Here is a 25,823-nt window from a genome sequence, read left to right on the forward strand (position 1 = left end):
CGACAGGAGTCAGAAGCGGGCTTCACCCGCTTCCGGGTAGTGAATCCACTCATGCAAAGCGATTACCATTGGCACCCTCTGGCGCTGCCAGACTCTTCTTTATCCCGTGCGGGCTGGTTTTTGATCCAGGGCACCCTGCGTGCCCGTCAGCCGCGGGGTGAAACCCGCCTGCGCTGGCAGTGTCAGGGCGTCTGGCATGAGCAGATCCTGCCTATCACCCGCCGCGGTACCCTGCAGGAGCTAGTCTGGTTGCCGGTGGGCGCCACTCAGGTGGGGCTGCTCGCCAGCAGCGAAGGGGCGGAATGTGAGCTTAACATTGCCCGTTTTGCCCAGGTGTCGGCAGCAAACAGCCTCTGGCGCCGTCTGCGCCGGGTGTGGCCTTTTTATCAGCGCCTGAATGCGCAAAAGCGCAAACGTCTGGGGCTGTCGTGGCACCTGTGGTTTACCGATTTACAGCAGGCTTACACGCTGGTGGGCAAAATCCGCGACGACAGGCCGCTGCACGCCTATGAACACTGGCTGGCGAATTTCGATATCGTGCAGCCCGGTGAACGCCGTCTGATCGATCGCCTGCTGGCCCGCTGGGGCAACCTGCCCCGCGTCTGCCTGCATCTGGTGAACGGCGGCGATGAGGCATCACGCCAGCGCACGCTCGACAGCATCGCGACACTCTGTTACCCGGCCACGCATATCACCGTGCTGGAGCACCCCTCTGATAGTGTAAGGCCAGAGGGAGAATGGCAGTGGGCCATTCCGGTTGGGGCGGAACTCGCTCCGGCCGCATTAGTGTGGCTGGCGCACCAGCTACGCCAGACGCCAGAGGCAAAATGGATCTACGGCGATCACGATCTGCTGGATGAAAAAGGAAAACGCCACTCGCCGGACTTCAAACCGGACTGGAACGAAACCCTGCTGCACAGCCAGAACTATGTCGGCTGGAGTGGCCTCTGGCGGGAACAGGGTACCTTCGCCATCCCGCAGGACGGGGGTGAAAACTACCGCGGCTGGTTGCAGCTGGCCCGGCAGCTCGCGCCCAAAGATATCGCGCATATCCCCGCCCTACTGATGCACGTCCCGGACGCGCTGGTGCAGCACGATGGCTACGAAACCCTGGCAAACCAGCTGCAAGATTTACCCGTCGGGGTAACGCTGGAGTCAGCTCCGCACGGCATCTGCCGCTGGCGCTGGCCGCTGCCGGAACAGCTTCCCCGGGTGTCGGTGATCATCCCCACCCGCAACGGTCTGGCGCATCTCAGGCCGTGTATCGAAAGCCTGGTGCAGCACACCCGTTACCCGAATATCGAAATCATGGTGATGGATAACCAGAGCGACGATCCCGACACGCTGGCTTATTTTGGCTACATTACCCGGCAGTACGGGGTGCGGGTTATCGCCTGGGATCATCCGTTTAACTACTCTGCGATCAACAATGCGGGGGTGCGCGAGGCCACGGGCGAGCTTATCTGCCTGCTTAATAACGACACCGAGGTGATTAACCCGCAGTGGCTGGATGAGATGGTCTCCCACCTGCTGCGCCCGGGCGTCGGCATCGTGGGGGCAAGGCTCTTCTACGGCGATGGCCGGGTCCAGCATGCGGGCGATGCCGTCGGGCCGGGTGGCTGCGCCGACCATTTTCACAGTGGGCTGGCCGCCGATGAACCCGGCTACCAGCGCAGGGCGGTGAGCGCCCAGGAGCTCTCCGCCGTAACGGCGGCCTGTCTGCTCACCCATCGCCAGCTCTTTTTATCCCTTAACGGCTTAGATGAAGTTAACCTGCCGGTGGCCTTTAACGATGTGGATTACTGTCTGCGGGTCGGCGAGGCTGGCTGGCGTATCGTCTGGACGCCCTTTGCCGAGCTGTATCACCACGAGTCGGTCTCCCGCGGCAAAGATGTCACGCCAGAACAGCTGGCGCGCTCCCAGGGTGAGCTGCGCTATATGAAAAAACGCTGGGCGCAGCGGCTCACACACGATCCCGCATACAATCCCAACCTGAGCTATGACCGACCCGATTTCTCATTAAGTCATGCTCCTAATGTGGTGCTGCCATGGACGAACTGATCAGAAAGGCACTCTTTAAACCGTATCTGAAGTTGAATAAGCAAAGCAGCGAGACGCCTGCTGACAACTGGGCGTGCCGCTCTCTGTTGATTCTGCATGAAGGGAATTCACCGACGCTGGCCTATTTTGAAGCGGCCATCCGGAGTCGCTTTCCCGGCGCGGTCTGTCAGCTGGTGGATACCTTAACTACGCCCACTATCGACGTGGATAAAGGAGCGGCCATTGTGGTTATCCGCTTTATCTCCGCCGAGTGGCAGCGCGAAATTGCGCGCAACATCGACGATCTCTCCCAGGTGGTCTACTTCATGGATGACGATCTGTTTGACCCGTCCGCGTTAGGCGCACTTCCCAAAGCCTACCGGACGAAGATCATTCGTCGTTCTGCGGCCCAGCATCGCTGGATCACCTCGCACTGCGACAGTATCTGGGTGTCGACGCCCTACCTGGCCAGTAAATATGCCCACCTCAACCCCGATGTGGTGCCCGCGCAGCCCACGCCGCTGCTGCTGGCCGTTAAGCAACCGGTAAAAATTGCTTACCACGGCTCCAGCTCGCACCAGGCCGAAAAGTACTGGCTGCGTGAGGTGATGGACGGGGTGCTGGCCCAGTGCCCGCAGGCCAGCTTCGAAATCTTTGGCGAACACGAAATCTATAAGCTCTATCGCGATCTGCCGCGCGTGACGGTACTGCATCCCATGAGCTGGCAGAACTATCTGGATTACACCCAGCATCACCGAATCGATATCGGTCTGGCGCCGTTACTGGCGTCAGAGTTTAATATGGCGCGCGGGCCGGTAAAATTTTATGATTTCGTTCGCATGGGCGCAGTGGGGGTTTACAGCAACTGCGCGCCCTACAGTGACTTTATAGAGCAAAATATCAATGGCGTGCTGCTGAATAACGATCCACAGAAGTGGATCGATACCCTGGCGCTGCTGGTGAATTCCGGGCAAAAACGTCAGACGCTGGCGAAAAATGCGAAGGAATACTCGTACTCGTTAATCAGTTAAAAACGGGACGGCAAGGGAAATAATGATTTCCACCCTGTAACAGGCGTTGTATTTCAGACTGCCTGCCGCTAAAACACGGTCTGAACGGATAGCAGAGATTGTGTTCTGGTGACCATTTCATTCAATAGAAAAGTAAAAATCGCTTATGAAAATCCTTGTAACCGGTGGAGCCGGTTTTATCGGTTCTGCTGTTGTTCGCCATATCATCCGGGATACGCAGGATGCGGTGATCAACCTTGATAAGCTTACCTACGCGGGCAATCTGGAATCGCTGGCCGAGGTCGCAGCGAGCGACCGTTACGCCTTCGAACAGGTGGATATCTGCAATCGTGCAGAGCTGGATCGGGTCTTTGCCACCCATAAACCGGATGCGGTGATGCATCTGGCCGCCGAGAGCCATGTGGATCGCTCCATTACCGGCCCGGCTGATTTTATCGAAACCAATATCGTTGGCACTTACACGCTGCTGGAAGCGGCTCGCGCTTACTGGAGCGAGCTGGATGAATCCCGCAAGCAGGCGTTCCGTTTCCACCACATCTCCACCGACGAAGTGTATGGCGACCTGCCGCACCCGGATGAAGTGAGTGCGGGTAGTGAGCTTCCGCTCTTTACCGAGACCACGCCGTACGCGCCAAGCAGCCCGTACTCGGCGTCGAAAGCCTCCAGCGACCACCTGGTGCGCGCGTGGCGTCGTACCTATGGTTTGCCGACCATCGTCACCAACTGCTCCAACAACTACGGCCCGTATCACTTCCCTGAGAAGCTGATCCCGCTGGTGATCCTCAATGCGCTGGATGGCAAAGCGCTGCCCATCTACGGCAAAGGCGATCAGATCCGCGACTGGCTGTATGTGGAAGATCACGCCCGTGCGCTCTACACCGTGGTCACTACCGGCGTGGTGGGCGAGACTTACAATATCGGCGGCCATAACGAGAAGCAGAACCTGGATGTGGTCCACACCATCTGCGACCTGCTCGACGAGATAGTGCCGAAAACCGGTTCCTACCGCGACCAGATCACCTACGTGACTGACCGCCCAGGCCACGACCGTCGCTACGCGATCGATGCCAGCAAAATGAGCCATGAGCTGAACTGGCAGCCGCAGGAAACTTTCGAGTCCGGTATCCGCAAAACCGTGCAGTGGTATCTGGATAACCAGCAGTGGGTCAACAACGTGAAAAGCGGCAGTTATCAGGACTGGATCGCGAAGAACTATCAGGAGCGTAACTGATGCATATTCTGCTGTTCGGTAAAAATGGCCAGGTGGGCTGGGAGCTGCAGCGCGCGCTGTTGCCGCTGGGTCGCATCACCGCGGTGGATTTTGACTCCACCGACTACTGCGGCGACTTCAGTAACCCTGAAGGCGTGGCTGAGACCGTGCGTCTGCTGAAGCCGGACGTGATCGTCAATGCCGCCGCCCATACCGCGGTGGATAAAGCCGAGAGCGAGCGCGACTTTGCCGAGCTGCTCAACGCCACAAGCGTAGCCGCCATCGCTAAAGAAGCCGAGGCGCTGGGCGCCTGGCTGGTGCACTACTCCACCGACTACGTCTTCGATGGCAGCGGTGAAAAACCCTGGGTCGAGACAGACCAGACTGCACCGCTGAACGTCTACGGTGAAACCAAGCTGGCGGGCGAGCAGGCTGCTGCGCTCTGCTCCCGTCATCTGGTGTTCCGCACCAGCTGGGTCTATGCCGCCCGTGGCGCTAACTTCGCCAAAACCATGCTGCGCTTTGGCAAAGAGCGCAGCGAAATGTCGGTGATCAACGATCAGTTTGGCGCGCCGACCGGGGCAGAGCTGCTGGCCGACTGCACGGCGCATGCGATCCGTATCGCCCAGGATAAGCCGGAGGTCGCCGGCCTTTATCACCTGATCGCCTCCGGCACCACCACCTGGTTCGAGTATGCCCAGCGGGTCTTCGCGACTGCACGGGCGGCAGGCGTTGAGCTGGCGGTCACCCAGGTGAACGCAGTGCCGACCAGCGCGTTCCCGACGCCGGCAAAACGTCCGCATAACTCACGCCTCGATACCAGCAAGTTCCAGCGCACCTTCGGGCTGACGCTGCCGGACTGGACCATCGGCGTCGATCGCATGCTTGCCGAAATTCTTGGAAAGTAAATGCAACAGGGTATGCTATGCATGCCTTGTTTTATCGACACGGACCTTTGTCAGGGAGCGGCTCGTTTAGCTCCCTCTACAGCAATCAAACAGATGCCGGATGGCGGTACGCCGCCCTCCCGAGCAAAACAGAAGAAATGAAGGATTATGAACAAGCGTAAAGGTATTATTCTGGCCGGTGGGTCAGGGACTCGTCTCTATCCGGTCACCATGGCGGTGAGCAAACAACTGCTGCCAATCTACGACAAGCCGATGATCTACTACCCGCTGAGCACCCTGATGCTGGCCGGTATCCGCGACATCCTGATCATCAGCACCCCGCAGGATACACCGCGCTTTGAGCAGCTGCTGGGCGACGGCAGCCAGTGGGGCCTGAACCTGCAGTACAAAGTGCAGCCAAGCCCGGACGGCCTGGCGCAGGCCTTTATCCTCGGCGAAGAGTTTATCGGCGGCGACGACTGTGCGCTGGTGCTGGGCGACAACATCTTCTACGGCCACGACCTGCAAAAACAGCTGGAAGCCGCCGCCGCCAAACCTGCGGGCGCTACCGTCTTTGCCTATCATGTACACGATCCTGAGCGTTATGGCGTGGTGGAGTTCGACCATGAGGGCACCGCCATCTCTCTGGAAGAGAAACCGCTGGAACCGAAGAGCAACTATGCGGTAACCGGTCTCTACTTCTATGACAACCGCGTGGTTGAGATTGCCAAAAGCCTGAAACCATCCCCGCGCGGCGAGCTGGAAATCACTGACGTGAACCGTATCTACCTTGAGCAGGGCGATCTGTCGGTCGCCATGATGGGTCGTGGTTATGCCTGGCTTGATACCGGCACCCACGAGAGCCTGATTGAGGCCAGCAACTTCATCCAGACCATTGAAACCCGTCAGGGGCTGAAAGTGGCCTGTCCTGAAGAGATTGCCTATCGTCTGAAGTTTATCGATGCCGACCAGGTGCGCAAGTTAGCTGCACCGCTGGCGAAGAATGCTTACGGGCAATATCTGCTGAAAATGCTCAAGTAGTCACCATTAACACCTGGGGCGTCATGCCCCATTTATCAATCAGGCCGTAATCATGAACGTAATTCAGACCGCAATCCCCGACGTCTTTATCTTTGAGCCAAAAGTGTTTGGCGATGACCGTGGCTTTTTCTTCGAAAGCTTTAACCACCAGCAGTTCGAAGCTGCCATTGGCCGCAGCGTCAACTTCGTGCAGGACAACCACTCTAAATCCTCAAAAGGCGTTCTGCGTGGCCTGCACTACCAGCTGGCGCCACATGCGCAGGGCAAACTGGTGCGTTGCGTGGCGGGTGAAGTCTTCGACGTGGCGGTGGATATCCGTAAAAGCTCCCCGACCTTCGGTCAGTGGGTGGGTGTGCATCTGTCTGGCGAGAACAAGCGCCAGCTGTGGATCCCGGAAGGTTTCGCCCACGGCTTTATGACCCTGAGCGACTCCGCAGAGTTCCTGTATAAAACCACCAACTACTACGCGCCGGAGAGCGACCGCGGCATCCGCTGGAACGATGAGACCATTGGTATTACCTGGCCAGAAATCGACAGCGAGATCCTCACCTCCGCCAAAGACAGCGTTGCCAAATCCTTCCCTGACGCAGAGTACTTCTGAGTCCTACGCCCCGCAGTGACGCGGGGCGTTTTCTGATGCACAGAGCGCACATGACATTCTATACAGGTTCAGCCGGGATCCTGGCGCGAAAAGCGCAGCTTGAGCCGATGCTGGGCCACCCGTTACACGCCTTTAAAACCAACACAGCACTGGCGCAAGACGATGTCCTGGTCGGCTGGGGCCAAAAAGCCAATACCCGCCAAATCAGACAAAAAGCCCACGATCTAGGCCTGCCGTACTGGCAGCTTGAGGATGGCTTTATCGGGTATATTGGCCATCCCGCCAGGGGGGGCAAAGCCGTCTCCCTGATCGCCGATCCTGTGGGAATTTACTACGATGCCCGCCAGCCGAGCCGCCTTGAAGAGCTGATCGCGACCCCCTGCGATGACAAGATGCTGGCGCGTGCCGAAGCGCTCACAGCTGAACTGCTGCGTCTTGGCATCACCAAGTACAACTGCTATGCCGCAGGCAGCGGCCTGCCGGATACGCTGGCGGCCCGTCTGCATAACGACCCGCGCCCGAAAGTGCTGCTGATTGACCAGGTGGCGGGGGATCTCTCCATTCCTGGTGCGCTGGCAAGCGAAGACGATTTTGTCGCAATGGTGGCGGCGGCCCGACGTAACCACCCCGATGCCCGCCTGCTGCTGCGCACCCACCCGGATACCCGGCTGGGTAAAAAAAGCGGCGTGCTGGCGCGGCTGGCGCTGGACGATGTGGAGGTGGTGGCCGAACACTGCCATCCCCATGCCCTGCTGAACAGCGTAGAGGCGGTTTATACCGTCTCCTCCCAGATGGGCTTTGAAGCGCTGCTGCTCGGGAAAACGGTCTACTGCTTCGGCATGCCGTTTTATGCGGGCTGGGGGCTGACCCACGACAGCAAAACCTGCCCGCGTCGCCAGGGGCCGATCGCCCTGCCCCAGCTGGTGGCGGCGGCGCTGATCCTCTACCCGCGCTATCTGGACCCGATCCTGGGCCAGCGCTGCGAAGTGGAGCAGGTACTCGACATTATTGCCGGTCAGCAGAATCCCGCCCCGCGCTATCGCCGTCTCTATATGGTGGGCTTCTCGCTGTGGAAGCGCGCCTTTATGCGCGCCTTCTGCCAGCCGCTGGCCGAAGAGCTGCGCTTTGTGCGCAAACTGCCTGAAACGCTGGCCGCCGACGAACAGGTGCTGGTGTGGGGCAGCCGTCATCCTGAACTCAACAGCGCCATCCGGGTGGAAGATGGTTTTATCCGCTCCCGGGGGTTGGGCTCGAATCTGTGCCGCCCTTCGTCGCTCTCCATCGACCCGGTGGGGATCTACTTCGACAGTCGCCGTCCAAGCGGGCTGGAGCAGTTGCTAAATCAGCATGAGCTTACCGACCAGGAGCTGGCTCGCGGCGAGACGCTGGTGGATCTGCTCCGCCAGCACGGGGTGAGCAAATATAACGTCGGCACCGTACAGCCCTTCACCCCACCCGGTGATGGCCGTTCTCTGGTGCTGGTGGTGGGCCAGGTGGATGGCGATGCCTCGATCCTCACCGGCAGCCCGGTCATCCGCAGCAACGAAGCGCTGCTGTGGGCGGTACGTGACGCCAGACCAGAGGCGCATATCCTGTTTAAACCGCACCCGGACGTGGTGGCAGGCAACCGGGCCGGGGCTATCTCTGCCAAATGCCTGGCAAGCTGCGTCGACAGCCAGGTGCTGGATCTGGGCCTCACCAGTCTCTATCCCCATGTGGATGAGCTGCACACCATGACCTCGCTGAGCGGCTTTGAAGCACTGGTGCAGGGGGTGAAGGTCACCACCTGGGGCCAGCCGTTCTACAGCGGCTGGGGGCTCACCGAAGACAGGCATCCCGCCCCGCGTCGTCAGCGCCCTCTTTCGCTGGCGGCGCTGGTCTATCTGACGCTGGTGGCCTACCCGCGCTATATCGACTGGCAGAGCGGGCTGTGGATGAGCCCGGAGCAGTTGATCCGCCAGCTGGCCGCGCAGGGTCACTCCTTATCGCAAAAAGCCAGCCGCTGGCAGCGCTGGCAGCTCAAACTGAGCTATCTCGTTCAGACACTTCGCTAGCAAACTATTTATCCTGATTTATTAAAGAAAAGCGGTCATCAAGCCGTTACTCACTCTTCATCAACGGACCGATCTGGGAAAAATAATGGAAGAGCAAGCTATCCGCCACCTGCTAAATGGCCGTCGATATCTTTTACTACAAGGACCGATGGGCCCCTGCTTTTCACGTCTGGCGACCTGGCTGCAGCACAGCCACCGCGAAGTAAAGCAGGTCTGCTTTAACGCCGGAGACGCCTGGTATGCCGCGAAAGAGACGTCGCTGCACTACACCGGTCCGGTGAAAAATTTTGCCTTCTGGCTGCGCGACCTGCATAAAATCTACCCCTTCGACACCATCGTCTGCTTCGGGGATTGCCGCCCGATGCATGTCGAAGCGAAGAAGTGGGCGCGCGGCAAAGCCATCGACTTTCTCGCCTTTGAGGAGGGGTATTTCCGGCCATTTTATATCACCCTGGAAAAAGGGGGCGTGAACGCCTTCTCCTCAATGCCCATCGATGCGAAATATTATCGCGAGCAGCCGCTGCCGGAGCTGAAAACCCCGACGCCGTGGAAGCCCAGCGCCTTTAACCGTGCCGCCCACGCCATGCTCTACTACGCGGCGGGCTGGTTTGGTCGCCATCGCTATCGCGGCTACCGCCACCACAAGTCGTTCTCCCCGTGGTATGAGATGCGCTGCTGGTTCCGTGCCGGCCGCCGTAAGCTGTGGTATCGCTGGAAGGAGCGCCACATGCTGCGGCATATCACCGAAACGCTGGACAACGCTTACTACCTGGCGATTTTGCAGGTCTACAACGACAGCCAGATCATTCATCACAGCCCGTATAAAGACGTGCGTGACTATATCGAAACCGTGATCCGCTCGTTCGCCCGCCATGCGCCAAAAGAACGCCATCTGGTGTTCAAGCACCACCCTATGGATCGCGGTCATCGCTATTATGGCGTGCTGATTAATACGCTGTGCGAGAAGTACGGCATTACGGCTGACCGGGTGATCTATATCCACGATCTCTCCCTGCCCGCCCTGCTGACCCACACCCGGGGTGTGATCACCGTTAACAGCACTGCAGGGCTGTCGGCGCTTATCCACAACAAGCCGCTCAAGGTGATGGGCAAAGCGCTGTACGACATCGAAGGCTTAACCTGGCAGGGGCCGTTGAACCAGTTCTGGCGAGCGGATTTCGCGCCTGACAAGCAGCTGTTCCAGCGTTTTCGTACCCACCTGCTCTACAACACGCAGATCAACGCCGTGTTTTACGGTAAGTCCGACTGGCTTAACGTTCCGACCGAACTCCCCCTGCCGGGTTCCATTACCGATTCCGAACTCGAACGCTAATTCACCCCTACGCCGGGGAGATTGCCCCGGCGGATCCGATCTGCCCCTCGCTTTTATCCCCTCGTTGTAAAAATAACTAATGTTTACCCCTAATCTGGCCGTTATAACCTAAGACAAATTTTCACGCCGCTTTTTGCACTGACATATTTTGTCAGCACGCACCGGCGTAATTCACAGCAATGTTTTAAATCACGGGAAAGCTATATGACAATTCCGACCAGGAGTCGCTCGGCTGAAAGGTTGGTAGATATTCTGCTGGAGCTTCATTTACACGGCGTGGTTAACCGCCAGGCATTGATGCATAAATTTAATATTACTGAGCGCACCGTCTATCGCGATCTGAATGCACTCTCGCCAATTGTGGAGTACACCGGAAACGGGCTGTACCGGCTTATTCATTCCCCGCAAGGACACACCGGACCGGGGCTGCATCACGTCATTGCTAACTTCCTGAATGTGGATGACTATTTTCCTGATAAAGGGCGTGAATTCTGGCAGAAACTGGAGTCACGGGTGGAGGAAAACCATATTATGATCCTCGGCAACGAGGCCGAGCGGAAAGAAAAATGGGATATTCACGCGCAGCTTGCGGCCTTTGAGAAGGCGATTAAGGGCCAGCAGATTTGCCAGATCCTCTATAAAGGAAAATCGCGCCAGGTTAACCCTTATAAAATAATTAACAAAAAAAATATATGGTATTTACAAGCCACCGAAGATGGCAGATTGAAATCGTTTTCTTTAAGCCTTATTCAGTGGCTGGATATTCGCAGCGAAACCTTCTCGCCAGATAATGACACCCTCGAATTGCTGGAAAAAAATCCCGACCCGTGGGTCAGCGAAGAGACATTCGAAGTGGATGTGCTTATTCCCGCCACTATTGCGCACTATTTTAAACGCCGCAATCTGCTGCCCGGCCAGGAAATTCTGGCGGAAGATAAAAACGGCATCACCCTGCGCTGCCATGCCGCACATGAAAATCAGATCCTGCCGCTGCTCTTCTACTGGCTGCCTAACATCGAGGTGCTGGAACCGGCATGGCTGAAGGCCACGTTCTTAAAAACTTTACATGATTACCTGGCAGCGACCCCTGAGTCTGTGGATTAAGACGGACGTTGCATTACAGACGACACACAACGGAGAAATACAGATGGCATTACCTTTTATCATTCTGGGCGTTGCGGCAGCGGCGACCGCCTTTGGCGGGAAAAAAGCGTACGACGGCTACCAAAAAAAATCCGAAGCTAACGATATTTTCGATGGCGCACAGGAACGGTTTGATAATCGTAAGGAGACTTTCGAGGCGGCTAATACTCTCTCTTCACAGAAGCTTGAACGCCTGGGCGAGAAAGAACTGCAAATTGGTACTGAATTTAAGGAATTCAATACCATCGCTAAAGCGTTGTTAGAGAAAATGGCCAGAGAGGGACAAACAGATCTGAATGTACAGGTTCCCCAGCATCGTCTGAATCAGATTGAAAAACTCTCTATTTCCGCGACGGAGTTTTTGGGTACTGTCATTGGGGCAGGTACTTCTGGTGCCGCAGCGGGGTTTGCCGTCTACAGCGGGGTGATGGCATTTGCGGCGGCCTCTACCGGAACGCCGATTGCCGCCCTCTCTGGCGCCGCTGCCTATAATGCCACGATGGCTGCGATCGGTGGCGGATCGCTGGCGGCTGGCGGCTGGGGAATGGCCGGCGGTGCAATGGTGCTGGGAGGCGCTGTAGTAGCCCCGCTGATAGCTATTATGGGCTGGGCCTACAACAATCATGCTGAGAAGGCGCTGGAAAATGCCCAGGAGATGGCGCGTAAGGTGCGCAAGGCCATCACGCAGATGGATCAGGCCGAAGCGCATCTGGCAAATGTGAACCACTACGTCGATAACATTTACCACGCGTTGGTACGCATGCACGACACCTTCGCTGACTATTTTGACATCCTGAAAGCAACCCATCAAAAAATCACGGCAGGTCAGAAAGAGATTAATGAACCGGAATCCGTCCTGCGGGCGATTCAAAACGGGTACATGCTCGCCGCCATCATGACCGATGTCATCACCACCCCACTGTTCAAACCGGTGACCAACGCCCAGAACGAGGCGGTTATCAATGACGAGGGCGTTATTGAGCTGGAAGTGGATGAAAACGGCATCAACGTGTTGAACAAACAGGCGCTGGATAAGGCCCTGGAAACCTCAGACCAGGAGTATGTTCGCTTTTTAGCGAAAGCCTAACTTACTGCCGGGCTCCGCCCGGCGAACTTATTCAGGGAACGTTATCATGAGCACAACAACCTTCGACTGGGGATCAGAGTTACACACCACGGTCGTGAAAAGCCTGACCACCTCTTTCGGACTCGATTTTTTACTCTTTGAAGACAAAACCGGTGGCGATGTAAATACTCTCCATAATGTCCGGCAAAACATTTATGGCACCGAAGCAGAGCGCCAGCGCTATGAACAACGCGAAGCCTATAACTCCACCCTCTATCATCATCATAAAAACTACATAGATACCAACCGCGAGGGCAAAAAACAGCGCCAGGCGGGAGATCTACAAGACAGCTATACCGGCGCAACCTTCGCCGCCGATGGAGTAACTAACCTTGACCACATCATTGCGGCCAATGAAATTCACCACGATGCCGGACGCATTTTATCGGAGATGGACGGCGCTGACCTTGCGAATGATGCCAGCAACCTGACCTTCACCAACGAATCGCTCAACAAAGCCAAAAAAGCCAAACCGATGAGCGAGTTCATTAAGGTGTTACAGGAGCAATATCAGGCGACGACAACCGAGATTGCCGAACTGAAAAGCAAACCGGCGCTTACGGAGCAGGAACAAAAGCGCCTGAAAAAGCTGGAAAATAAAGCCAGCGCCGATTTTGATAAGATGCGCGAGGCGGATGAGAAGGCCCGCGCTCGCTACAATGCCACGTTAAACCAGGCGTACTACACCAGCAGTAAATTTGCCCTGAATATTTCACAGGCATCCCTGGCTAACGGCTTCAAAATGGGCACTCGCCAGATGCTTGGCCTGGTGCTGGCAGAGGTGTGGTTCGAATTTCGCGACCGCATTCCGGCCATTTACCAACGCCATCGCGAGCGCTTCCAGGCCAGCGATTTTGCGGGCGATCTTGGCGAGGCACTTCGCGCCGTATGGGAGCGTATCCGTGTCAGGTTCAGCGAATTCCTTATCGCCTTTAAAGAGGGGGCTATCGGCGGCGTACTCTCTACCGTGACTACCACGCTGATGAATATCGTCTTCACTACGCAAAAAATGGCGGTGAGGTTGATCCGTGAGATGTGGAATAACCTGGTGCAGGCGTGGAAAGTGATGGTCTTTAACCCGCAAAACCTGGCGCCAGGTGAGCTGATGAAAGCCGTCAGTAAAATCATTTCCGCTGGCGTGGCAGTTGCTGCGGGCGTCGTTATCAATGAACATCTTTCAACTCTCTTCGCCTTCCCCTTCGGCCCGGAGCTGGCAGCATTTTGCGGCGCGCTGGCGACCGGCCTGCTCACGCTGGTGATGCACTATTTTCTGGAGCATAGCAGCATGATGAAAAGCGTCTGGGCGTTTCTGGACCGTTTCCAGGATAAGTTCCAGCGCGGGGTAGCCTATTACGAGAAAGTAAACGTCGAACTGGATCGCTACCTGAAAGAGCTGGCAGCCCTTGAGTTTTCGATGAATGCCGATGAGCTTGCGTCTTTCTCCCACCACCTGACGCTGGTCAACACCGAGCTGGAACGGGAGTTCTTGCTGCGTCAGGAGATCGAAAAACGCAACATCGAACTGCCCTTCGAGGCAGGGAACCTTGCCTCGGTCAACGACTGGCTAAAATCACTATGATTCTGGCCCCGGCGTTTCCCTGCAATCAGTGCGGCGCCTGCTGCCGCCACGTGAACCGGGCTGATGAGACCCGATTTCTCGACCGTGGCGACGGCGTTTGCCGCCACTACTGCATAGAGACAAAATTGTGCAGCATCTATGAAACCCGCCCCCTTATTTGCCATGTGGAAAAACAGTTTGTGCTGAATTATCAGCAGCAATACAGCTGGAGCGAGTTCATTGCCCTGAACCAGATCGCCTGCAAGGTACTGGAAACCCTGGACTAACCCCTGGTTCGTGATCCCCTTCACACAATTCCCTCCTCTGACGGCGAGCCTGAACCACTCGCCCTCGCAGTTGACCGCTCATCCCGCCATACAACCACTCACCGATTTACCTTCCTTTACACGCGCAAGGCTCTGGCAAGATCGCCGTAGCATTAATCACTCTCTCTACAGCGAACCCTGACGCTTTTTTCATCTAAAAACCAGGTCTTATTATGGATATCAAAAAACTACTTAAGCACGTCCCCTGGCTGCTGCTTGGGATACTCGGGGCATGTTGCCTTGCCGTCGTCGCCCTGCGTCGCGGCGAGCACATCAGCGCCCTGTGGATCGTCGTGGCCTCCGTGTCGGTCTATCTGGTGGCGTACCGCTACTACAGCCTCTACATCGCGCAAAAGGTCATGAAGCTCGACCCGACGCGCGCCACCCCGGCGGTCATTAACAATGACGGCCTGAACTACGTGCCAACCAACCGCTACGTGCTGTTTGGTCACCACTTTGCGGCTATCGCAGGCGCGGGTCCGCTGGTTGGGCCGGTCCTGGCGGCGCAGATGGGCTACCTGCCGGGTACCCTGTGGCTGCTGGCGGGCGTGGTGCTGGCGGGTGCGGTGCAGGACTTTATGGTGCTGTTTATCTCTTCTCGCCGTAACGGCGCTTCTCTGGGTGAGATGATCAAAGAAGAGATGGGCCGCGTCCCAGGCACCATCGCCCTGTTCGGCTGCTTCCTGATCATGATCATCATCCTTGCGGTGCTGGCGCTGATCGTGGTGAAAGCGCTGGCGGAAAGTCCGTGGGGCGTCTTCACCGTCTGCTCTACCGTGCCGATTGCGCTGTTCATGGGGATCTATATGCGATTCCTGCGTCCGGGCCGCGTGGGTGAAGTGTCGGTGATTGGTATCGTGCTGCTGGTGGCCTCCATCTACTTCGGCGGCGTGATTGCCCACGACCCGTACTGGGGCCCGGCGCTGACCTTTAAAGACACCACCATCACCTTTGCGCTGATTGGTTACGCCTTTATCTCCGCCCTGCTGCCGGTATGGCTGATTCTGGCGCCACGCGATTACCTGGCGACCTTCCTGAAAATCGGCGTGATCGTCGGTCTGGCGATCGGCATCGTGATCATCAACCCTGAGCTGAAAATGCCTGCGGTGACCCAGTACATCGACGGTACCGGTCCACTGTGGAAAGGCGCGCTGTTCCCGTTCCTGTTTATCACCATTGCCTGTGGTGCGGTCTCTGGCTTCCACGCCCTGATCGCCTCCGGCACTACGCCGAAACTGCTGGCGAACGAAACCGACGCGCGCTTTATCGGTTACGGCGCGATGCTGATGGAGTCCTTCGTGGCGGTCATGGCCCTGGTGGCGGCCTCCATCATCGAGCCGGGTCTCTACTTCGCGATGAACACCCCACCTGCGGGCCTGGGCATTACCATGCCGAACCTGCATGAGATGGGCGGTGACAACGCGGCGCTGATCATGGCGCAGCTGAAAGACGTAAGCGCCCACGCGGCGGCGACCGTCAGCTCCTGGGGCTTTGTGATCTCCCCTGAGCAGATCATGCAGACAGCCAAAGACATCGGCGAACCGTCGGTGCTGAACCGTGCCGGTGGCGCACCAACCCTGGCGGTCGGTATCGCCCACGTGTTCCACAAAGTGCTGCCGTGGGCGGACATGGGCTTCTGGTACCACTTCGGTATTCTGTTCGAAGCGCTGTTCATCCTTACCGCGCTGGATGCCGGTACCCGTGCAGGCCGCTTTATGCTCCAGGATCTGCTGGGTAACTTCGTGCCGTTCCTGAAGAAGACCGACTCGCTGGTGGCGGGCATCCTGGGTACCGCGGGCTGCGTAGGTCTGTGGGGCTATCTGCTGTATCAGGGCGTAGTCGACCCCCTGGGCGGCGTGAAGAGCCTGTGGCCGCTGTTCGGTATCTCTAACCAGATGCTGGCGGCTGTCGCCCTGGTGCTCGGCACCGTGGTGCTGGTGAAGATGAAGCGCACCAAATATATCTGGGTGACCGTGGTACCTGCTCTGTGGCTGCTGCTCTGCACCACCTGGGCGCTGGGTCTGAAACTGTTCAGCTCCAACCCGCAGCTGGAAGGCTTCTTCTTTATGGCGAACCAGTACAAAGAGAAGATTGCCGCAGGCGGCGGTGAGCTGACTGCCCAGCAGATTGCCAACATGAACCATATCGTGGTGAACAACTACACCAACGCGGGTCTGAGCATTCTGTTCCTGGTGGTGGTCTACAGCATCATCTTCTACGGCATCAAAACCTGGATAAAAGTGCGTAACGCCGAGGGTCGTACCGATAAAGAGACGCCGTACGTACCGGTGCCGGAAGGCGGCGTGAAGACCTCTTCACACCACTAAAACAATGGCGGGTGGCGCTGCGCTGACCCGCCCTACAACGGTACTGTAGGCCCGGATCGCTGCGCGCCACCGGGCTTTTTCTATCTGGATGGCACAATGTTTGGTAACTTAGGCGAAGCAAAAAAATATCTCGGTCAGGCAGCGAAAATGCTGATTGGCATTCCGGACTATGACAACTACGTTGAGCATATGAAGACCAACCATCCGGATAAGCCGTACATGACCTACAACGAATTCTTCCGCGAGCGTCAGGAAGCGCGCTATGGCGGAGGAGGAGAAGGCGGCGTACGCTGCTGCTGAAGGAGAAACCATGACACCGATTGCAGTTACCCTACTCACCGGCTTTCTCGGCGCGGGCAAAACCACCCTGTTGCGTCACATCCTTAACGAACAGCACGGCTTTAAAATCGCCGTCATCGAAAACGAGTTCGGTGAAGTCTCGGTGGACGACCAGCTGATTGGCGATCGCGCCACCCAGATCAAAACCCTGACCAATGGCTGCATCTGCTGCACCCGCTCCAACGAACTCGAAGATGCCCTGCTCGACCTGCTCGACAGCCGCGATCGGGGTGAGATCGACTTCGACCGCCTGGTGATTGAGTGCACCGGCATGGCCGACCCCGGCCCGATTATTCAGACCTTTTTCTCCCATGAGATCCTCTGCCAGCGCTATCTGCTGGACGGCGTGATCGCCCTGGTCGATGCGGTACACGCCGACGACCAGATGAACCAGTTCACCATCGCCCAGTCACAGGTGGGCTACGCCGACCGCATTCTGCTGACCAAAACCGATGTGGCGGGCGAGAGTGAAAAACTGCGCGAGCGCCTGATGCGCATCAACTCCCGGGCCCCCATCTATACCGTCACCCATGGCGATATCGACCTGTCTCAGCTGTTCAACACCAACGGCTTTATGCTGGAAGAGAATGTCACCACTAAACCGCGCTTCCACTTTATGGCGGACAAGCAGAACGACGTGGCGTCGATTGTGGTGGAGCTGGATTACCCGGTGGATATCAGCGAAGTCTCCCGGGTAATGGAGAACCTGCTGCTGTCGTTTGCCGACAAACTGCTGCGCTACAAAGGGATGCTCTGGATCGACGGCGAACCGAACCGCCTGCTGTTCCAGGGCGTACAGCGTCTCTACAGCGCCGACTGGGATCGCCCCTGGGGCGACGAGCAGCCGCACAGCGTGATGGTGTTTATTGGCATTGAGCTGCCGGAAGAAGAGATTCGCGCAGGGTTTGCGGGATTACGGAAGTAACGCCTGATGGCGCCCTCTCCTGCGGAGAGGGTCTGCTATCCGCTACGGAAATGACAGATGTCGCCCTCTGCCCGTAACCTGCTCGGCTGGGGATAAAGCCAATTTGCGATAAACCAGTCGTGCTGCAAACCGCCGCTTTTATCATATATATCTTTCCCGTTAGCCAGAGGAAAATGGAAAACCTGAGAGCCGCTGTCTTGCCCAAAATGCACAACTGCCTCAATTTCCGCATCAGCGCCATAATGCTCGGCCATTTTTTTATTAAAGACGGGCAGATAATCGTGCTGCGCGATGGTAAAAGCATTTTCAGGCGTGGCGACAAAAATATTCTTCAGCTCATCGTTATTTAACCAGTCGGTCAGCCCGGGCAGCGTTACCGCCTGTGACACCATTATCCATGAAGTCTCTCCGGGCCGAAGCAAAATGGGCGTGTTGCGATTCGCATCGTCGGTTAATGCGCAGCGGGAAAAGGAACCGGCCTTACCCTTTGATGCCACCCGGCTCTTTTTGATATCAATCTCAGCGGACGTCAACATCATGGTCTTTTCACCATAATTCCTCACCTCCATCATTAAAAAAAGATCGTTCACCGAGTGGGTTACGAGCGGGCTGGTACGAAACGGCTGCAGTCGCGCCTGAATCACAGCCAACTTCTCCTGCGGCTTTGGGCCTATCATATCCCAGAGGCCAAACAGATCGTTTGCGAAGCCAACGACGCCGGCCGTAACGATGCAGAAGGCAATAATCCGCGTCTTTTTCGTTGCGAATAAACATCGTGCGCGCGTAATCAGGGCGCTCATTTTTTTTCCTTTTTTATTACCACTCAAAATATTCCTACTTCCGTTCTGGCTCTTTTAAAGAGGTTACCTTCTCCCCTGCGACATTTTCGGCCGCCTGCCGGCCAGGAACAAGGGGCAATTTATCCCGGCCGCTTTTTCCCGCCGGCAAAATCGCCTGTTCAGGATTTCAGCTTATCTGCAAAAATGTAAATTCACATATTTATCTGTTACATCAGAAACATTTTCGGAAATTATAAGAAATTCAATTAATACTTAACTAATTACTTTTCCCGCCCCGTTCAGTTTCTGTTTAGGCGCTCATCTAAACCTCCGCTCAACGTGAAAAATTTAACGATTGACCCGACGCTATTTAAACTTTTCGCCCACATCAATCGAACAAATTTCAAACAAAATCAGCATAAAACCGCGCTCATGAGCACATTTGCAGCCATAAACCTCGCCTGTTAGGGTGTGCGCAGACAAATTAGATGACGAGGCATAAAACATGAAAAAGCTTAATATCTTCATCCTTGCTGCACTGACCGCGATTTCCGGCTCCGCGATGGCCATGGGCGGCAGCATTGAGCAGAGCAAAAACTTCACCAATCTGAACCTTGAGATGGGTAAATCCTCCTCAGGTCTGTATGCCGAAGGTAACTGGCTGAAAAACACCGATGACGGCACCCAGACCGGCGGTGTTGGCGCGGGTTATAACCTGGAAGTGGGGCCGGTGATGCTCAATGCCGGTGCGAAAGCCATCTACCTCGGACCGAAGAAAGGCGATAACGGCGTGGCATTCCCTATCGGTGGTGGCGTCAACCTGGCCCTGACCGACAGCATCCACGTTTACGGTGAAGGCTATGTCGCGCCGGAAGGACTGAATAACAGCGTGAAAAACTACGTTGAAGCCAACGGCGGCGTGAGCTGGACGCCGGTTACCCCCGTAACCCTGAAGGTGGGTTACCGTCACGTCAGCGTTGACGGCAAAGATGGCCGTCCGGGCCACACCCTGATTGACGGCGCCTACGTTGGCGGCGGCGTCACCTTCTGATAAAACCAGGCCGAAGCATAAAAAAGGCGGCATCCGCTGCCGCCTTTGTTCCGGTAAAGACTTTTACCGGCGGATCACCACCAGCTTCTGGTTCACAAACTCTTTGATCCCCAGATCCGACAGCTCACGCCCGTAACCAGAACGCTTCACCCCGCCAAACGGCAGCTCTGCCGCGGTATCGGTGAGCCAGTTGATCCACACCATCCCGGTTTCGATCTTCGAGGCCATCTTTCTGGCACGATCGGTATCTTTACTGAAGATCGCGCCGCCCAGACCGTAGTGCGAGTCGTTGGCGAGCTTTACCGCCTCCTCATCATTTTTCACCACATAAATCTGCGCCACCGGGCCGAAGAACTCTTCGAAGTACGCAGGGTTATCGCGGGTGATATTGGTCAGGATGGTCGGCTCAAAGAAGCTGCCCTCGCGCTGCACCGGTTTGCCGCCGTAATGCAGCGTGGCACCATTTTTCACCGCCTCATCGACCTGCTTTGTCAGGGTTTCCAGCGCGTCTTTAGAGGAGAGCGGCCCAAGCGTGGTGCTCTCGTCCAGCGGATCGCCAATCTTCACCTGCTTAAAGGCTTCGGTGTACTTCGCCAGGAACTCCTCCGCCACTTTCTCGTGGATAATAAAGCGTTTGGCTGCGGTACAGACCTGTCCGGCATTGGCCAGGCGCGCATTGACGCCAATTTTTACCGCCTTCTCCAGATCGGCATCGTCCAGCACCACAAAGACGTCGTTACCGCCCAGCTCAAGGGTCGATTTTTTGATGTGCTTCGCCGCCTGGGCCGCCACAACGCTACCGGCCTTCTCAGACCCGGTCAGCGCCGCGCCCTGCACGCGATCGTCAGCGATGATATTGGCCACCTGATCTGAAGAGATAAACAGGTTAGTCCACGCCCCGTCCGGAGCGCCGGCTTCGCGCACCAGATGGGCGAAGGTCTCGGCACAGTGCGGCACGATGCTGGCATGTTTGGCGATAACCGGGTTACCCGCCGCCAGGTTCGGCGCCAGCACGCGCATCAGCTGGTAGTAAGGGAAGTTCCACGGCTCTACGGCCATCACCACGCCGATGGGGTGATGCTCCACCCACGCTTCGCCAAGCTCCGACGGATACTTCACCGGCGCAAGGAACTGCTTCGCATTGTCAGCGTAGTAGCGGGCTATCTGGGCGCAGAGTTTTACCTCGCCACGGCTCTGGGCTATGAGTTTACCCATCTCCTCGCTGGCGATTTTTGCCAGCTCTTCAGTGCGGGAATCAATAAGGTCCGCCAGCTTATGCAGCACCGCCAGGCGCTTGTCGATACTGCCCTTTGACCAGTCGGAATGGTAGAGCGCATCAGCCGTATTCAGCGCCGCTTCGACGTCAGCATCAGTATGAGAAGGATATTCTTTGATGAGTTTGTTGTTGGCAGGATTCACTGTCTGATAGGCCATTGTTGCCTCCTTTTTTACCGCTTGGGGTATTAAGAGTAGTCAAAATAGCTGGTTTCGCAGGTAAAGTTAGGTATACAGGGTGTGCCACCCGGCGGGTGGCGTGAGATATAATTGCTCCATTCAGGCGACGCAGCGTTCGTTCCAGCTGTCTTTGAAGACAATCTTTTCCTATTCGCTTTTTTTTCTGGCAAGAGATTTTTCTAATACACCAATAACGTTTAAACATACGTAGAATACAACAAGCCATAACGCGGCATAAACGAACTTCATTGGCCACACGACAGGCAACATAAGGCAAACTATAAACCCGCCTACAAATAATACGGCTTCAAACAAACTCCAGATCTGAACCGTCAAGAATATCAAAGCCTTTAAAATATGCTTATACATACAGGAGAAAAAATTGCTATTTTTCATTTAATTTACTGTCACGATTTCTATTTTTCTAAATAGAGCCACCATCGTTGGCTTGCTATAAAAACCGCTTCCACAAAGGGTTTTACGAGGGTGAAGCCAATTATATCGAGCGCGCCACCTTCAGGTGGCATCTGTTATTTTAGATCACTAAAATTTCCCGCGAACCGCATTACCCCACTGTTCATCGGTAGTTTCTGGAATATCGCTATAATCGATTTCCTTATCAGACTTTTCTGCCAATGCTAACAGTTCATTAGTATGCAGGATAATATGTAGTGGCATATCATCGCGTTTGAGTCTCACCACTGCATGCTTTTTCATGTCCATATGAATTAACGTACTCCTGTAGCAGTAAGATTAATCACAGGGATAACCAGATTTTCCTGAGCGTAGAACATTGTAAGATTACTGAAAGAGTAGATACGCCCTGATAACTTAACATTGATAGTATTTCCGTAGCCGCTAATTATGGCACTGCCATTATCTGAAACAAGAAAAGGCTCACTTTCCCTGAGCTGCTCTATCGTCTGATTTTTTTTATCCAGGTAATAACGATAGACATCAGGCACGGTTGCCCCACCCCCATACTGCGTGACGTAAAGCGTCACGTTTTCTGAAATCTCCTTTTGCATCACTAAACGATCGTCGCTTCGACTCTCCATGAAGTATTCATAAGAAAAATAGCCTGCAACGATAATAAGTAACAGGATGGTGATCAGCCGATGTAACCATTTAATAGCCGTGCTGACGTGCATAGTTTATTCCCTGTTTAATCCAAAACTGATCGCGCGGGTCGTCACCATAGGGAAATTCGCCATGCCATGCACCCCATTGTGGACGCGACGTCTTAGCATGTGACTGCGCAAAACCCGCTCCCATATAGAGCGTTTTCTCAGGTATACCCGCGGCAAATCCTGTTGCACCATAATTAAAATTGCCAAAATTTGCCAGTTTTCTGTCTTGCTGTTTGTAATCCCAGGGCCCTCGATTCCGGACTTTTTGATAGAACCAGTAATAATTTTGCGGCAAGGCCATATTTCTCGACATTCCATTTATACGCGCCTCGCGCATATTCTTATGAATAAGATCCAAACCCTCTTTGGGTAATAATGGTATAACGGCCATATATTCATTCCTTTGATAATTTCACCTATAAGTCCATGATGCGTCGTCGCTATTTTATTTAACCCTGAATTTTATACCACTATTCTAATCACATAACGACCTCTCCCAAATTATTCCAGGCGACACCTTTGTCCGCTCATGCTATAAGCACCTAAACCCCTTTATCCCTCACACCGGTAACCGCCATGCCCCATACCCGCCAAGTCAATCAGACCTTCATACGCCAGCCCGGCGTGGAGCTGCGCAGCACCTGGCAGAGCACGCAAGCCTATAAGCGTCACAGCCATGCTCAGCTCTCTATTGGCGCCATCCTCGAGGGGCAAACCTGCTGTACCTGCAACGGCGAGCCGTTTACGCTTTATCCTGGCGACCTGATTGTCATCCCCGCGCATCTGCCGCACAGCTGTAACCCCGTTGCGGGACAACCCCGCAGCTACCACATGCTCTATCTGGAGACTGACCTTCAGCCCGCCATGCAGGTGATCCGCAGCGAAGCGCTTTTCTGCCAGTATCTGGCTGTGGTTGACACGCTGTCGCCCGAAGCTATCGATGCCCTACTGGCAGCGTTGAAAGAAAACCCCTCTCCGCCTGAAACGCTACGCCCCTCCAGCCTTGCACTGTTACAGACCTTACGCCAAAGCCTGCAGGCACCGCCCTCGCTGGATGTTTTAGCCCGGCGCTTTTCGCTGCGCAAAGAGACCCTTATCAGAACCTTTAAGCAGGATACCGGCCTGACGCCCGGCACCTTTCTGGCCATCTCCAGGGTAGAGTTCGCCAAAGCCCGCCTGCGCGCCGGGGACAACATCGCCGACGTCAGCTACCAGAGCGGCTTTGCCGATCAGAGCCACTTCCATAAAACCTTTGTCAGCTACACCGCCGCCACGCCGCGCCAGTACGCCACCGGGCGATCAATATCCGACAATAATTAGCGCTCGCACCGGCGTAGCCTGACCTCAGTTTTATTGATGAGGTCACTATGGAACTGACTACCGCTCTCTTCCCGCCCGCTTTTCTGGCGCTCGCGCTGGCGCACTTCGTCGCCCTGCTCAGCCCTGGCCCGGATTTCTTTTTGCTGATGGGTTTCGCCGCCCGTCATCGCCTGCGCGGCAGCGCCGGGCTGTGCGCGGGGATAGCCCTGGGCAACGGGCTTTATATCCTGCTGGTGATCGTTGGCGCCAGCGCGCTGCGCCAGTACACGCTATTGTTTAACGCCATTGAACTCCTGGGCGGGCTGTATCTGCTGTGGATAGGCTGGCATCTGCTCCACAGTCGCGCCCGCACCCTGAAGCTGGATAATGCGGAGCCGGAACGCCCAGGCTGGCGCAGGCAGCTTCTGCTCGGCCTGGGGTCGGCGGTACTAAATCCGAAAAATGCCCTCTTTTATCTGGCGCTGATGACCGCCCTGCTCGGGCCGAATGTGACGCTGCTCCAGCAGTCGGTGAGCGGCATCTGGATGGTCACGGTGGTGCTGGCGTGGGATCTGGCGGTGGTGTCGTTCATCGCCCTGCCCGCCGTTCAACGTCGGCTGAGCGACCACATCTGGAAGATGGAGCGCGTGGCGGGGATGGTGCTGATTGCGTTTGGCACAGGGATTTTATGGCGATTCTTCTTACCCTTGTGAATGCAGAGAAAACGCCTGATGGCGCTACGCTTATCAGGCCTACAACCCCCCCGCGCACTCCTCTTAGCCCCGGTAAGCGCAGCGCCACCGGGGAAAATGCCCGCTCCCTTGCCCCTTCGCCTTTTCTCCCTCTATCCTTAACCCTATGGAAAAACTCGCTGAACTCAAACGCGCCAAGCTGCTGGCGCTATCGCTGCTGCTGATTGCCGCCGCGACCTTTATCGCTACCCTCTTTCTGCCACAAACCTTTTGGGTGCGCGGCGTAAAAGCCATTGCCGAAGCGGCGATGGTTGGCGCGCTGGCGGACTGGTTTGCCGTGGTGGCCCTGTTTCGCCGGGTGCCGATCCCCTTTATTTCGAAGCATACGGCGATTATCCCGCGTAATAAGGACCGGATTGGCGACAATCTCGGCCAGTTCGTGCAGGAGAAATTCCTCGATACTCAATCGCTGGTGGCGCTCATCCGCAAGCATGAACCGGCGCTGCTTATCGGCAACTGGTTCAGCAAGCCGGACAACGCCGAGCGCGTCGGGCAGCATATCATGCAGGTGATGAGCGGTTTTCTGGAGCTGACCGACGACGGGCGCATTCAGCGGATGCTGAAGCGGGCGGTACATAAGGCGCTGGATAAGGTCGATTTCAGCGAAACCAGCGCCGCCATGCTGGAGAGCATGACAAAAAACGGGCGTCATCAGGTGCTGCTGGACGCGGTCATTAATCGCCTGATTACCCTGCTGCAGCGCGACAGCACGCGCGATTTTATCGCCGCGCAGATCGTCCACTGGCTGAAGACCGAACATCCGCGCAAATCGATGGTGCTGCCCACCGAGTGGCTGGGGGATCAGAGCGCCGAGGTGGTTTCAAACGCGGTGAACGCCATCCTGGATGATGTCAGCCACGATCGTACCCATCAGATCCGTCAGGCCTTCGACCGCGCGGTGCATAAGCTGGTCGATAACCTGAAAAACGACCCGGAAACCGCGGCCAAAGCCGAGAACATCAAAACGTATCTGAAGAATGACGAGGCGTTTAACCGCTATCTGGGCGAGATGTGGGCCGACCTGCGCCAGTGGCTGAAGGCCGATATGCAGCGCGACGACTCCCGCGTGAAGCAGCGTCTCGCCAATGCCGGGCTGTGGTTTGGTGAAACCCTGGTGGCAGACAGCAACCTGCGCGCCTCGCTGAACGAACATCTGGAGCAGGCCGCACATCGCGTGGCGCCCGATTTTGCCCGCTTCCTCACCCGCCATATCAGCGACACGGTAAAAGGCTGGGATGCCAAAGATATGTCCCGCCAGATTGAGCTCAACATCGGCAAGGACCTACAGTTTATCCGCGTCAACGGCACGCTGGTGGGCGGCACGATTGGGCTGATTTTGTTTTTACTCTCGCAACTGCCGGAAGTCATGCCCCTACTCAGCCGCTAACAAAGCCGGTTCGCGCCGGCCTTATGCGC

The 25,823-nt window shown here is 56.2% G+C and carries 24 protein-coding genes; 19 read left to right on the forward strand and 5 right to left on the reverse strand.

All coding sequences use genetic code 11. The features are described from left to right. Positions 1-51 precede the first annotated feature (51 nt). The 15 genes from B3X29_RS03030 (at position 52) to yjiA (ending at position 17,941) form a co-directional block, all read left to right on the forward strand. Positions 52-2,061, forward strand: a complete 2,010-nt coding sequence (locus B3X29_RS03030; RefSeq protein WP_290503539.1) for a glycosyltransferase family 2 protein — start codon at positions 52-54, stop codon at positions 2,059-2,061. Beyond that, positions 2,049-3,071 carry a glycosyl transferase group 1 family protein gene (locus tag B3X29_RS03035; RefSeq protein ID WP_032656632.1) on the forward strand — a complete coding sequence of 341 codons (1,023 nt, stop codon included), beginning with the start codon at positions 2,049-2,051 and terminating at the stop codon, positions 3,069-3,071. Before B3X29_RS03030 ends, B3X29_RS03035 begins: the two co-directional genes overlap by 13 nt. 145 nt (positions 3,072-3,216) lie before the next feature. Further along, a complete protein-coding gene (gene rfbB / locus B3X29_RS03040) occupies positions 3,217-4,302 on the forward strand; it encodes a dTDP-glucose 4,6-dehydratase (protein WP_290503540.1) in 1,086 nt (361 codons plus the stop codon). Beyond that, on the forward strand, positions 4,302-5,189 hold the full coding sequence (gene rfbD / locus B3X29_RS03045; protein ID WP_290503541.1) for a dTDP-4-dehydrorhamnose reductase: 888 nt from the start codon (positions 4,302-4,304) through the stop codon (positions 5,187-5,189). Before rfbB ends, rfbD begins: the two co-directional genes overlap by 1 nt. Before the next feature lie 147 nt (positions 5,190-5,336). Continuing rightward, a complete protein-coding gene (gene rfbA / locus B3X29_RS03050; RefSeq protein WP_059308801.1) occupies positions 5,337-6,209 on the forward strand; it encodes a glucose-1-phosphate thymidylyltransferase RfbA in 873 nt (290 codons plus the stop codon). Positions 6,210-6,261: 52 nt separating this feature from the next. Then, positions 6,262-6,810, forward strand: a complete 549-nt coding sequence (gene rfbC, locus B3X29_RS03055) for a dTDP-4-dehydrorhamnose 3,5-epimerase (protein ID WP_032175613.1) — start codon at positions 6,262-6,264, stop codon at positions 6,808-6,810. A gap of 50 nt (positions 6,811-6,860) precedes the next feature. Then, on the forward strand, positions 6,861-8,864 hold the full coding sequence (locus tag B3X29_RS03060) for a capsular polysaccharide biosynthesis protein (RefSeq protein ID WP_290503542.1): 2,004 nt from the start codon (positions 6,861-6,863) through the stop codon (positions 8,862-8,864). 85 nt (positions 8,865-8,949) lie between these two features. Next, positions 8,950-10,197 (forward strand): capsule biosynthesis protein, encoded by a 1,248-nt coding sequence (locus tag B3X29_RS03065; protein WP_290503543.1) that lies wholly within the window; start codon positions 8,950-8,952, stop codon positions 10,195-10,197. 204 nt (positions 10,198-10,401) lie between these two features. Further along, positions 10,402-11,301 carry a helix-turn-helix transcriptional regulator gene (locus B3X29_RS03070; RefSeq protein ID WP_290503544.1) on the forward strand — a complete coding sequence of 300 codons (900 nt, stop codon included), beginning with the start codon at positions 10,402-10,404 and terminating at the stop codon, positions 11,299-11,301. Positions 11,302-11,344: 43 nt separating this feature from the next. After that, on the forward strand, positions 11,345-12,427 hold the full coding sequence (locus B3X29_RS03075; RefSeq protein ID WP_103823129.1) for a chemotaxis protein: 1,083 nt from the start codon (positions 11,345-11,347) through the stop codon (positions 12,425-12,427). A 46-nt stretch (positions 12,428-12,473) separates the two neighbouring features. After that, on the forward strand, positions 12,474-14,045 hold the full coding sequence (locus B3X29_RS03080) for a cobalamin adenosyltransferase (protein WP_269776043.1): 1,572 nt from the start codon (positions 12,474-12,476) through the stop codon (positions 14,043-14,045). After that, the gene (locus B3X29_RS03085) at positions 14,042-14,311 is read left to right on the forward strand and encodes a YkgJ family cysteine cluster protein (protein WP_290503545.1); all 270 of its coding nucleotides are present in this window, start codon (positions 14,042-14,044) and stop codon (positions 14,309-14,311) included. The genes B3X29_RS03080 and B3X29_RS03085 overlap by 4 nt, the downstream gene beginning before the upstream one ends. Before the next feature lie 212 nt (positions 14,312-14,523). Then, complete coding sequence (locus tag B3X29_RS03090) at positions 14,524-16,677, forward strand: carbon starvation CstA family protein (RefSeq protein ID WP_103178118.1); 2,154 nt, start codon at positions 14,524-14,526, stop codon at positions 16,675-16,677. A 96-nt stretch (positions 16,678-16,773) separates the two neighbouring features. Beyond that, positions 16,774-16,977 (forward strand): YbdD/YjiX family protein, encoded by a 204-nt coding sequence (locus tag B3X29_RS03095; RefSeq protein ID WP_032616354.1) that lies wholly within the window; start codon positions 16,774-16,776, stop codon positions 16,975-16,977. A 10-nt stretch (positions 16,978-16,987) separates the two neighbouring features. Further along, positions 16,988-17,941 carry a GTPase gene (gene yjiA, locus B3X29_RS03100; RefSeq protein WP_103178117.1) on the forward strand — a complete coding sequence of 318 codons (954 nt, stop codon included), beginning with the start codon at positions 16,988-16,990 and terminating at the stop codon, positions 17,939-17,941. Positions 17,942-17,976: 35 nt separating this feature from the next. On the opposite strand, the gene B3X29_RS03105 is transcribed toward yjiA, so the two are convergent. Continuing rightward, positions 17,977-18,741 carry a hypothetical protein gene (locus B3X29_RS03105; protein ID WP_214421591.1) on the reverse strand — a complete coding sequence of 255 codons (765 nt, stop codon included), beginning with the start codon at positions 18,739-18,741 and terminating at the stop codon, positions 17,977-17,979. 484 nt (positions 18,742-19,225) lie between these two features. Between B3X29_RS03105 and B3X29_RS03110 the strand changes: the two genes are divergently transcribed. Further along, complete coding sequence (locus B3X29_RS03110; RefSeq protein ID WP_103823123.1) at positions 19,226-19,771, forward strand: YfaZ family outer membrane protein; 546 nt, start codon at positions 19,226-19,228, stop codon at positions 19,769-19,771. A 63-nt stretch (positions 19,772-19,834) separates the two neighbouring features. Here B3X29_RS03110 and B3X29_RS03115 read toward each other — a convergent pair whose 3' ends face one another. From B3X29_RS03115 to B3X29_RS03130, 4 genes are all read right to left on the reverse strand, one after another. Next, positions 19,835-21,205 carry an NAD-dependent succinate-semialdehyde dehydrogenase gene (locus B3X29_RS03115; protein ID WP_290503546.1) on the reverse strand — a complete coding sequence of 457 codons (1,371 nt, stop codon included), beginning with the start codon at positions 21,203-21,205 and terminating at the stop codon, positions 19,835-19,837. Positions 21,206-21,769: 564 nt separating this feature from the next. Continuing rightward, complete coding sequence (locus B3X29_RS03120) at positions 21,770-21,949, reverse strand: hypothetical protein (protein WP_103178113.1); 180 nt, start codon at positions 21,947-21,949, stop codon at positions 21,770-21,772. A 5-nt stretch (positions 21,950-21,954) separates the two neighbouring features. Further along, positions 21,955-22,377 carry a hypothetical protein gene (locus B3X29_RS03125; RefSeq protein ID WP_103178112.1) on the reverse strand — a complete coding sequence of 141 codons (423 nt, stop codon included), beginning with the start codon at positions 22,375-22,377 and terminating at the stop codon, positions 21,955-21,957. Continuing rightward, positions 22,355-22,747 (reverse strand): polymorphic toxin type 44 domain-containing protein, encoded by a 393-nt coding sequence (locus tag B3X29_RS03130; RefSeq protein ID WP_263951493.1) that lies wholly within the window; start codon positions 22,745-22,747, stop codon positions 22,355-22,357. Before B3X29_RS03130 ends, B3X29_RS03125 begins: the two co-directional genes overlap by 23 nt. 185 nt (positions 22,748-22,932) lie before the next feature. Here B3X29_RS03130 and B3X29_RS03135 point away from each other — a divergent pair, with 185 nt between their 5' ends. The 3 genes from B3X29_RS03135 to B3X29_RS03145 all read left to right on the forward strand — a co-directional run bounded on the left by B3X29_RS03135 (position 22,933) and on the right by B3X29_RS03145 (position 25,794). Then, positions 22,933-23,676 carry an AraC family transcriptional regulator gene (locus B3X29_RS03135; protein WP_263951494.1) on the forward strand — a complete coding sequence of 248 codons (744 nt, stop codon included), beginning with the start codon at positions 22,933-22,935 and terminating at the stop codon, positions 23,674-23,676. 47 nt (positions 23,677-23,723) lie between these two features. Next, on the forward strand, positions 23,724-24,368 hold the full coding sequence (locus B3X29_RS03140) for a LysE family translocator (RefSeq protein ID WP_290503547.1): 645 nt from the start codon (positions 23,724-23,726) through the stop codon (positions 24,366-24,368). A 145-nt stretch (positions 24,369-24,513) separates the two neighbouring features. Further along, positions 24,514-25,794 (forward strand): DUF445 domain-containing protein, encoded by a 1,281-nt coding sequence (locus B3X29_RS03145; protein WP_263951496.1) that lies wholly within the window; start codon positions 24,514-24,516, stop codon positions 25,792-25,794. Positions 25,795-25,823 lie beyond the last annotated feature (29 nt).

The sequence above is a fragment of the Leclercia sp. UBA5076 genome, assembly GCF_002416465.1.
Taxonomy (GTDB): Bacteria; Pseudomonadota; Gammaproteobacteria; order Enterobacterales; family Enterobacteriaceae; genus Enterobacter.